Raw genomic sequence first — 8,500 nt, 5'->3', positions numbered from 1 at the left:
CGAGATAGCCGCTCTGGGCCTGAGGCGTTTGCAGATGCTGCTGAATGTCGAAGCGCGTTGTTTCCAGTGCCATACTGCCGTTCCTCTGCCGGGCTTCAGAGTGACGCGATACGGCCCGCAGGGCAACCGTGAGCGGGCCGCAGCCCCTTCCAGCGCCGCCCTCGGGCGGCAAGCGTCATGCCACCCCCTCATCGCCCGCAAGCGGGCAGGGGTCAGCCTGCCTCGCTGGAACCTTTGGGCTGCTTTGNGGGGGCAGCCTGCCGCGCTGGAACCTTTGGGCTGCTTTGACTGACAGCCTCCCCCCGCCTCCCTTCGGTCGCCACTCCCCCGCCCGTGGCCGGTCGGGTGCGTGGTGAAGCTTATGGGGGGTGTCTGTCCGTCAAACCGCGCTCCGCACCACTTGCCCAGCTCTCGCCCTGCCCGCATTTGCGTGATTTTCCGGCAAGCCTGCGGCTACCCTGCCGCATGACCGCAGAAGAGCGCGGCTGTCCATAGCCCGGAGGTTTTAACTACCGCGAAATGCGAAGGGCTGTTAAAGTGCACAACGAGAAATTCCCACAAGCAGAACCTTATCGTAGCAAGGCGTCAAAGCAGCGCCAAGCTAAGCGAGAAAGAGAAAAGTGAAAGTTACCCGCACCCTGCTAGCTGATGTACCACCCCAGATTGCAGGGATATGCAAGACGGCAGGTTACATTCGTGCAGACATCTGGCGTCGGTATGGTGCGCTCGGTAATGTAGGTGTGTCGGCATCTGCCTTGCGTAGCGAGATTGTCGAAAAGAAGATTTTCGATGATTTATGCATCGATGGCACTATCCGAGCAGAAACAACCAAGGACATCGTTAACGACATTCTGACTTACAAGGCGGCAGCGAAACTGAAGGTGCGCCAATCAATTGCCAAGCGCACCCGCGACGAGAACGAGCGCAAGCGACTCTATACCTTGTTAAAGCGAGACGAGTGGTTATCTGAACCCTTCCTGCATCGTCAAATGCGCAAGCACTTTCGTCACGGTAAATCGGTAATAGCTAATCAGTTCATCGTTCGCTCAGATAAATTCTCCGCCGAAGTAGTTGACGGAAAGTTGGTCATTACAATCAAGATTGCTAAAAAATACGGCGAAAACATTGTGCTAACCACAAATACAAACGGCAAAAATGTTGATCTGAAAGGCAGCAATCTGCGGATCATCGTCAAAGACGGCTTCACCGAGATCCATTACGCCACCGAAAAAGGTGCAGGACGTAAGTGTGGCGAAAAAATACTTGGAATTGATAAAGGCTACACCGAGGCTTTCACTGACTCAGATGGCGAGCATCATGGAAAAAACTTCGGCAAGATGATGACCGAGTACAGCGACAAAGTTTCCGCTACTGGAAAGCAGCGAAACAAACTACATGCGCTGGAAAAGAAGCATCGACAAGCTGGTCGTATCGCCAAGGCTGACAGAATTAAAAAAAATAATTTGGGGCGCAAGAAGATCGACGCCCGTAAGGAAGCTACCCAGAAGCGACTGCGAACTATCGCCTACCAATCGGCACATTCAATTGTCAATAAGGCTTCGGTAGTTGCTTCTGAAGATTTAACTGCTGTCATTGCATCGAAATATCAATGGAGGCGGTTTAATCGCAGAATGAGTGCATGGGCTAAAGGCGTGCTTGCCGAAGCACTAGACTCTGTATGTGAGCAGCGTAACGCCAAGCATATTTTGGTGAATGGGGCTTATACATCGCAAATGGACTCTACCAACGGCTTGCTGGAAGGTAAGCGCGAAGGTGATAAGTTTTACCGTGCGAACGGGGATGTTCTTCAGGCCGACCACAACGCTGCTTTGAACGTGTTAGCGCGATTAGATGATAGTGAGATTTCTCGCTTTACTCCCTACAAGGAAGTGCGTCAAATTCTGCTTTCACGTTCTCCGGCGCAACTGAGCGTCAAGGGGCTTGAGTTGGGTGCGAAAGCGCGTCAACCAAGTGCGGATAAATCCTATGTGCAACTATGCACAAGTTTTTAGGAACAGCCCCACATAGCGTAGGGCTGTGGTCAGGCGTGCGGGCCGCTACATCTCCAGCCCGCCGCCCCGGTCATAGCCTCTCGCCTGCTCGCGCCTCTGCTTCCGCTCAAGCGTCACTGCCGCGCGTCTAACAGCTGATTGACTGAGGCTATCAATATCTTTGTGTGTTCCTCTTGCGATTTCAACAGCTCGGCTTGTGAGTTCAACAGCCCTGTCAAACTGTCTAAGCGCGTCTTCAAACGCTCTTGCTCGACCTCTATCTTCTTCACTCTCTGACCAATACGCTCTGATAGAGCTTGCAAGCTGCCGGAGTTTGCCTCCAAACCTTGCGCCAGTTTCTCGAATTGTTCGAGCAATGCGCTCTCTAAGGCTGTCAGTTGCTGCATTGCTTTTCCTCACTTCCCGCTGAGCTTCAGGCACGTCTTGCCGTCGCACGTGTATTTCGCTTGGTCTGCGGAGTCCGGCAGGACGAGGAACGTCCCATTGGGTGCCTGCAAGATCCTGACGCCCCCCGTCTGTGCCTGGAGCTGGGCTAAGGCCTGCGTCTCTGCTTCGACCTGGCTGCGCAGTTCCCAGACGTTGCCCGACATCCACCACGTCCCGGCCCAGAGAAGCGCTAAGGAGATCCCGACGATGGTAACGCAGATCGCTGCGGTCCAGCGCGGCCAGCGCAGCAGCTCGGCCAAGCTCGCGGTCATCTGGCCGTGCTCTTGGATATCGCTCCTGATTTTTTTCAGCTCGCGTTCGCACTCGCTCGTCAAGCTCTTGGCGAGCCGCTTCAGCTCGGCTGAGGTCATTGCCTCGATCTCGGCGCTTTGGCGTTCCAGACGCTCCCGCGCCTCGCGCATTTTCTCGTCCAAGCTCTGCTTCATAGGTCCATGATTCCTCGTAAATTCGGCCCTTGAGGCGGTATCTCTCGTCTGTGTCCGGATCTCTGACGGTCAGGTAAGCCTTGCCTTGTCGCACCACCTCAAGGCCCGCGGCCTCAAAGGCCTGCACAAGGCTGCGCCGGTCGGTAACGTCTCCCTGCGCTACAAGGGCCGTAGCGTAGTCGTGGAGCCCTTCCCGGTCCCTCCGCAGGGAAAACCCCTCCCCGGCCCTCTCCGGGCTCACAGAGAGCTCCTGAGCGCGTTCCGGGTCATCCGGGCTCGCCCAGCCGTGGCGATAGTTCAGCGCGTCCTGAAAGGGCTGGAAATGGCCTCGCCAGCCCGGCGGGGCGATGTTCAGCGCCTTGCCGGTGGTCAGCTCCATGCGCGGCGTCACGAAATGCAGCTCGACGCGGCCATGCTCCGTGTGCCGTATCCAGCTGATATCGTACTGGTCGCGCTCAAGACCGGCGAAGGCCACACGCTCAAACAGCGTCATGGCCTCAAGCTGCTGTTCGTCGGTCGGCTGGTCCTCGGCCGCGAAGCTCAGGACGCCATGCGTGTACGTCCACTGGCGGTCCTGACTGTCGATAAGCTCGCGGGTGCGCTCCAGATCGCCTCTGACGGCCTCAGGAGCGATTTCACGGCCTTCGGAGCGTGTCAGGTAGTCCGCCACCTGCCGCCCGCTTCCTCGCCCTCCTGTCGTGAATTTAAGCAGCATCGGTACTGGCCTCGTGGGCGCGACGTATCACGCTCAATTCACGGTCAATCTCGATCAGCCGCGCCAAGATCGCGGCGGCTGGTATCGCCTCGCCGCGTCGTGCGTACCAGTGCGACACACGGGCGAGCTGGTTCAGGTTGTTGCCGATGCTCGCCAGCTGCCGGAGCAAGGCCGGATCGGCCACCGGCGGGGGCTTGCGGCGGCTGCGGCGCTGGCCGGTCATCAGCGAGCGGATCAGCGATGACAGGTCCATGCCGCGACTGGCCGCAATCTCCTGCCAGTGCCGCTTTTCCTCGGCGGTCGTACGTACCTCGATCCTCATTGCCCTACGGTCTCTCAAGTGGTTCAGGGGGTGCAGGGGGGCAGAGCCTCCCCGCCGGGGTTTGGGGCTGGCCCCTTCGGCGGAGCCGAAAGGGGGGATTGAAGGGGGGCTCCGCACCCCTCACGAGCGCGAAGGACGGAACACGCAGTGTCCGGACGAGAGTACGCTCGCGTATCCCTCATTAACAAGCGCTTTTCGGGTGCTTGAAACAGGCTCATGAGAGAACAGGAATCAAGATCCAGTCGCCGACTAGGCGACACCGCTTTGAAGAGCTCAAACAGACACGCGGGAGGGTGATTTTGCGCCTGAGCGGCGCTCTCTCCCTCTTGTTCTAATAGTTCTTATTGTTCTAGGGGCTATTTCGCTTTTATTTTCAATGATTTGCGCGTCTATCGGTAGGGTTTTCAGCCGGAAAGGTAGAGTTTTCAGCCGGAAAAGTAGAGTTTTGAGCCAAAATCCCATATTGACAGGTAGGGTATTTATATTGATTGTACTACTTATGGGAAAAACACTCGACGTTGCCCGTGACAGGGCCTTTGATCAGACCTCCACCGTCCTTCCTGCCGAAGTGGCTCGGGGGGTCTACATGCGCAATGCGCCATCGCTTCAGGCCCTGAAGCTCATGCACCTGATGATCGGCACAGCCGGCGGCAGGATGGCTGACGAAGTGCAGCATCAAATCCGCCTCTCCGAAATTCGGGCGATTGAGGGGATGAACAATCATACCCGCGCCAGTCTGATCCCCCTGTTTCAGGAACTGGCGGCAGCGGTCATGACCCATGACGACCCTGACAAGATGGTCGTCACCATCGGCGGCCTGCTGGACGAGGCCCGGATAGACTACCGGCACGAGATCAGCGGTGATCTGCTGGTGTCATGGTGGTTTGGCCGGACCTTCCGCCGCATGGCGGCGGAATCGAACCATTGGGCGATCCTCGACCGCCAGACCGTCTTTCACCTCGGCAGCAAATATTCGGTGCTGCTCTTCCAGCACATCTCCAGCCTCGTGAACCTCGACCGGATCACGGCCAAAACCTTCACCATCCCGGAGTTGAGAGCAGTCCTCGGCATCCCCGAAGGCAAGATCCAGCGGTTTGCGAACCTCAAGAAGGACGTGCTTGATCCTGCCATTGAGGAAATCAACCAGCTCTCCCGCCTGACACTGACCGCCACGGCCAGCAAGATTGGCCGGACGGTGGCAACCGTCACCATCGGCTGGCAGGTGAAGGCTGATCCGGCAGCGGCCAAGAAGGAGCTGCAGAGCCACAGCGCAGGCCGGAAAGAGCGGCGCGACGGCAAGACAGAGACGGTGGCCCCTGCCTTCCCGGCCTCTGGCAGTATCGAGTTCGCCGCACGCTGGCGCGATATCAAACGCGAAACAGGCTGCAACATGGACAACATGATGATTGCCGAGAAATTCAGGGCCTTCTGCCGTGAAAGGGCAATCTCGCTCGATGCTCACAACATCGAACAGGTGTTCAAGTCGTTCTGCCAAAAGGTCGGAAAGGTTTAGGGCCGCAAATGGCAGACATACCCCAAGCCTACATTGATGAGGTCACTCAAGAAGTGCACGAGCTTGCGGCACAGCTCGGAAGAACCGCGCACATAAACGAATCCGATGTGTACCTGTCCGGCCCAACGTCTTCATTCGATACTGAGATTATCGCCCGTGACGTCTTCTGTGCTGTCGAAGCACTGCGCGACATGATCAAGCGGCGGGAAGAAAACCGTCTGCGCCACGAAAAATACATGCGTGAGCGCGGCAATCAGCCAGCCAGGTACAGAGCCACGGCCCAGCCAGCCCGGCGAGCCCGGCCCGAACCTTCAGAGCCCGAAGGCTGGTAAGACCGCTCCTCAGTGCCATACGGCCCGCAGGGCAACCGTGAGCGGGCCGCAGCCCCTTCCAGCGCCGCCCTCGGGCGGCAAGCGTCATGCCGCCCCCTCATCGCCCGCAAGCGGGCAGGGGGCAGCCTGCCGCGCTGGAACCTTTGGGCTGCTTTGACTGACAGCCTCCCCCCGCCTCCCTTCGGTCGCCACTCCCCCGCCCGTGGCCGGTCGGGTGCGTGGTGAAGCTTATGGGGGGTGTCTGTCCGTCAAACCGCGCTCCGCACCACTTGCCCAGCTCTCGCCCTGCCCGGATTGGCCGTCTTCCTGTGCCTGAGCCCGAAGACCGCCCGCGCTCCCCACAAAGCGCTGTAGGGCGGGCGCAGGGCGGGCCATCCGCGCCGGTCTGGCAAGCTCCAACGGAGCGCGCAGGTTCGTCCAGGGCGCGAGCCCTAGACGGGCCGGAGAAGGGGGTTTCCAAAGGGGCACAGCCTCTTTCGGTCCAGCGGAAGGCGAGGGGGGTTTCAAAAGGGGGGATGCTGTGGCATCTTCCCTTTGCCTACGGAATGGCTCAGCCATTTCTAGTAGGTTAGAGGATGGCGGGAAATGGCAGAGATTTTAAGGCCCGAATCTGGCGGAAACCCAAGGGCTGCACAGGCACGGATAGCGATGCGAAACGCCACTGCGATTGGCGGGCAGCGCGCCCATGATCTGCGCATCGGACCCCAGCCGTCTTACGTCGATGCTGACCGCTCCAGCCTGAACCGGGTCTTGGTCGAGCCGCTGACCGGCACGAAGCTGCGGGCAATCTGCGAGGAGCGGCGCAGTCAGCGCACAATGCAGCTGGCGATGAAATCCAGTGCCTCGGTCGGTGTTGCAGGCATCATCACCTTCGGCATCGAGGCGCAGCGGATCTTCGACCGCCTGACGCCGGAGCAACAGGACGCGGCTTACCTCGAAACAGCCCAAGCGATTGCCGCCCGCCTCAACAGCACGTTGACCGGCCTTGTGGTTCATGCGGACGAAAGCGCGCCCCACGCACACTTTCAGCTTCCGGCCTATGACCTGACCGGGCACCCGATCAGCGAGACGGCCAAGCGCGCAACCCTGCGCGACATCCAGACCATCACAGCCGAGGTGATGGGCCGTCACGCGGCCGGCATCGAGCGGGGGCACTCAAAGCTGGACCGCCTCAAGGCCGGAGCCTCACCGGCAGAGGTGGTCAATCGCTCTGTAGCCCAGCTTCACAGCGACCTTCCCGCAGAGATCGCGGCCAAGGAAGCGGAACTGGCGGACATTCGGTCGAAGCTGCAAACCAATCTCACCCGGCTGTCCAAGGCCAAAAGCGAAGCCTTGGCAGAGGGCCAGAAAGCAGAGAAGGCCCGCAAGCGTGCCGAAACCTACGAGGCCCGGGCACAGAAGGCGCAAGCCGAACTGGACAGGATCGAAAACGACCTGGTGCGGCTCCGCGAGTTGCAGGCAGGGCTAGAGGCTGAAAACGAGAAGTTGGACAATGCGTTAGCCCAAAAAAAAAAGAATATAGCGGCCTTGCGCACGTCGAAGACGAACTTGCTAGAGAAGTTGCGAGCCTTGAACGCCGCATAAGCACGATTGAACCTGCAAAAATCGAGGCGGCTGCACGGCAATCTATCGCCCGCAGTGCGGCTAGGAAGCTCTCCGCCGATAGCATGGCCGTTGACGCCCGACACGTTCTACGGGAGTTGAAACGGGACGGGGCCGCCGCAGACGGCATCTTCAGCGTCAAACGGGAGCATGAAATCAGTCGGGACCTTCAGGACGCCTTTTTGCCCGCAAGGCGGAAGCTTAAAGCCGAACTTTCCCAAGCAGAAAGCAGACTATCCGGGGCGAAGAAGTCTTTGAGGGATGCTGAATATGACCTCAAATGGTACACTCAGCGCGTTACATCATGGCATTCTGAAAACAAATTTCATTCAATGATTTCAAAATTATTTTCAGACAAGCGGCCACTCGATGTAAAAGAGAAGGAAACGGCCATTCCACGTCTTAAGGAAGAGATTGAAAAGCTTCGCGGAATTATCGCTTCTACATCCGAATTCATTGCAACCGCGATGAAGGAAATTCGCAGACTTACCGTTGAGTTCTCAACTCACCCGCAGGTGAAACCAATTCTGCAACGGGAAATCCGGATACAGGAGCGGATTTTGGAGATCCTCGCCTCTGAGCCTTTGCAGGAGTCTAAGCTTAGACCCCCCGTCAAATCGACAGAGAAGGCCGCTGACGCGAATTTCACGCCCGCAGCACCGGAACCCGCCCCCAAGCCTGAAATCGCGCTCCCTGCCCCTTCTGAGCCGTCTGAACCCGCCATTGAGGAGGAGGAAGAGGCCGAACCGGATTGGTCAAGCTGGTCTACGCCTACTCCTTGACTGGTTCTGCCTCAGCCATCGCACGGGCGCGGATGATCACGCTAAGGGCATGGTCGATATATCCCGCATCCCCGGTTTCGAGGGCATCCCGGAGAAACACGGCCTGCCTTTCAGGGGTATCAAGATACGTTGCCGCATCGAATGGGATTGTCTCAATCGTTGCCACTCTCCCCCCCTCCCCCCTCAGGGGGACAAGATCCAGTCGCCGGCTAGGCGACGCCGATTTCAAAAAGTCCGAGTGTCGGGTGTCGAGTGTCGCGTGTCGCTTCGCTCCACTCTCCACCCGACACTGACACTGTGGGGCTAAAAGACTAGGCGCCGGAGGGTACGAGACTAGGGGCCGGAGGGTA

The 8,500-nt window shown here is 58.7% G+C and carries 8 protein-coding genes and 1 pseudogene; 5 read left to right on the top strand and 4 right to left on the bottom strand.

Features of this window, described 5'->3' with window-relative positions:
* Positions 1 to 620: 620 nt before the first annotated feature.
* Positions 621 to 2,012 carry a hypothetical protein gene (locus tag ACVNHC_RS24265; RefSeq protein ID WP_457169869.1) on the top strand — a complete coding sequence of 464 codons (1,392 nt, stop codon included), beginning with the start codon at positions 621 to 623 and terminating at the stop codon, positions 2,010 to 2,012.
* A 113-nt stretch (positions 2,013 to 2,125) separates the two neighbouring features.
* On the opposite strand, the gene ACVNHC_RS24260 is transcribed toward ACVNHC_RS24265, so the two are convergent.
* The 4 genes and pseudogenes from ACVNHC_RS24260 to ACVNHC_RS24245 form a co-directional block, all read right to left on the bottom strand.
* Positions 2,126 to 2,398 (bottom strand): hypothetical protein, encoded by a 273-nt coding sequence (locus ACVNHC_RS24260; RefSeq protein WP_457169871.1) that lies wholly within the window; start codon positions 2,396 to 2,398, stop codon positions 2,126 to 2,128.
* A 9-nt stretch (positions 2,399 to 2,407) separates the two neighbouring features.
* A complete protein-coding gene (locus ACVNHC_RS24255; protein WP_457169870.1) occupies positions 2,408 to 2,884 on the bottom strand; it encodes a hypothetical protein in 477 nt (158 codons plus the stop codon).
* 292 nt (positions 2,885 to 3,176) lie between these two features.
* Positions 3,177 to 3,599 (bottom strand): annotated as a pseudogene (locus ACVNHC_RS24250) (relaxase/mobilization nuclease domain-containing protein); the annotation flags it as partial.
* Entirely contained in the window at positions 3,589 to 3,921 is a 333-nt protein-coding gene (locus ACVNHC_RS24245) for a plasmid mobilization protein (protein WP_457169868.1), read from the bottom strand. The pseudogene ACVNHC_RS24250 and the gene ACVNHC_RS24245, both read right to left, overlap by 11 nt.
* A gap of 586 nt (positions 3,922 to 4,507) precedes the next feature.
* Here ACVNHC_RS24245 and ACVNHC_RS24240 point away from each other — a divergent pair.
* From ACVNHC_RS24240 to ACVNHC_RS24225, 4 genes are all read left to right on the top strand, one after another.
* Complete coding sequence (locus tag ACVNHC_RS24240) at positions 4,508 to 5,434, top strand: replication initiation protein (RefSeq protein WP_457169867.1); 927 nt, start codon at positions 4,508 to 4,510, stop codon at positions 5,432 to 5,434.
* A gap of 8 nt (positions 5,435 to 5,442) precedes the next feature.
* Positions 5,443 to 5,766, top strand: coding sequence for a hypothetical protein (locus ACVNHC_RS24235; RefSeq protein WP_457169866.1), 324 nt, complete (start codon positions 5,443 to 5,445; stop codon positions 5,764 to 5,766).
* Positions 5,767 to 6,351: 585 nt separating this feature from the next.
* On the top strand, positions 6,352 to 7,350 hold the full coding sequence (locus ACVNHC_RS24230) for a plasmid recombination protein (RefSeq protein ID WP_457169865.1): 999 nt from the start codon (positions 6,352 to 6,354) through the stop codon (positions 7,348 to 7,350).
* 83 nt (positions 7,351 to 7,433) lie between these two features.
* Positions 7,434 to 8,150, top strand: a complete 717-nt coding sequence (locus ACVNHC_RS24225) for a hypothetical protein (protein ID WP_457169864.1) — start codon at positions 7,434 to 7,436, stop codon at positions 8,148 to 8,150.
* Positions 8,151 to 8,500 lie beyond the last annotated feature (350 nt).

The organism is Pannonibacter sp. Q-1 (assembly GCF_054073275.1).
The sequence above is the reverse complement of the archived record's forward strand: the minus strand, read 5'-3'. Positions and strand labels throughout refer to the sequence as shown.

Excerpts from the sequence above, each read along its gene's own strand:
- ACVNHC_RS24260 (WP_457169871.1), bottom strand. The coding sequence starts at position 2,398 with ATGCAGCAACTGACAGCCTTAGAGAGCGCATTGCTCGAACAATTCGAG.
- ACVNHC_RS24255 (WP_457169870.1), bottom strand. The coding sequence starts at position 2,884 with ATGAAGCAGAGCTTGGACGAGAAAATGCGCGAGGCGCGGGAGCGTCTG.
- ACVNHC_RS24245 (WP_457169868.1), bottom strand. The coding sequence starts at position 3,921 with ATGAGGATCGAGGTACGTACGACCGCCGAGGAAAAGCGGCACTGGCAG.
- ACVNHC_RS24240 (WP_457169867.1), top strand. The coding sequence starts at position 4,508 with ATGCGCAATGCGCCATCGCTTCAGGCCCTGAAGCTCATGCACCTGATG.
- ACVNHC_RS24235 (WP_457169866.1), top strand. The coding sequence starts at position 5,443 with ATGGCAGACATACCCCAAGCCTACATTGATGAGGTCACTCAAGAAGTG.
- ACVNHC_RS24230 (WP_457169865.1), top strand. The coding sequence starts at position 6,352 with ATGGCAGAGATTTTAAGGCCCGAATCTGGCGGAAACCCAAGGGCTGCA.
- ACVNHC_RS24225 (WP_457169864.1), top strand. The coding sequence starts at position 7,434 with ATGGCCGTTGACGCCCGACACGTTCTACGGGAGTTGAAACGGGACGGG.